This is a genomic window from Bacillus sp. LR--39 (genome assembly GCF_053613335.1).
On the sequence record NZ_JBSIOT010000929.1, the window covers coordinates 1 to 689 of the forward strand.

Genomic DNA, 689 nt, shown 5'->3' on the forward strand with positions numbered 1-689 from the left:
CGCGCGTCGGTTCATCCAGGATTAAAACGTCAGGCTCCGCGAAAATCCACTTGCTCAGCATGACCTTCTGCTGGTTGCCTCCGCTTAAATTTCCGGTCCGCTGGCTGATATCGGGCGTCTTGATGTTTAATTTCCGGCGAAAATCCTCCGCTTCATGTTGTTCGCGCCGCTCGTCCATCACCAATCGGCTCGACACCTTATCCAGTTTCGACAGCGTAATGTTTTCTTTAATGCTGTCCTTCAGAATCAAACCGTTTCCTTTCCTGTCCTCCGTCACATAGACGATGCCGTTTTTAATGGCATCTTCAGGGTGGTTGATGTAAAGCTCCCGCCCGTCTTTTTCGATTGTGCCGGAAATGTTTTTCCCATATGATCTTCCAAAAATGCTCATCGCCAGCTCCGTCCTTCCGGAGCCCATCAGTCCGGCAATTCCTGCGATCTCGCCTCTTTTCACGGAAAACGCCGCCATGTTTACCACTTTGCGGTCCTGTTGAAGAGGATGGTGAACTGTCCAATCCTTCACTTCAAAGATGACGTCGCCGATCTCGGCGCTTCTGTCAGGGTAGCGGTTTTGCAGCTCCCTGCCGACCATGCCTCTGATGATCCGGTTTTCAGTCAATTGCCCGCTTTGAACATCAAGCGTTTCGATCGTCTGTCCGTCCCGGAGCACGGTAATCGAATCTGCGACT

Annotated in this window: 1 protein-coding gene; it reads right to left on the reverse strand. The window is 51.7% G+C overall.

The window, feature by feature from the left end; genetic code table 11:
* A partial coding sequence (locus ACWHAR_RS27535) for an ATP-binding cassette domain-containing protein (protein ID WP_452088493.1) occupies nucleotides 1-689 on the reverse strand: 689 nt, incomplete at both ends.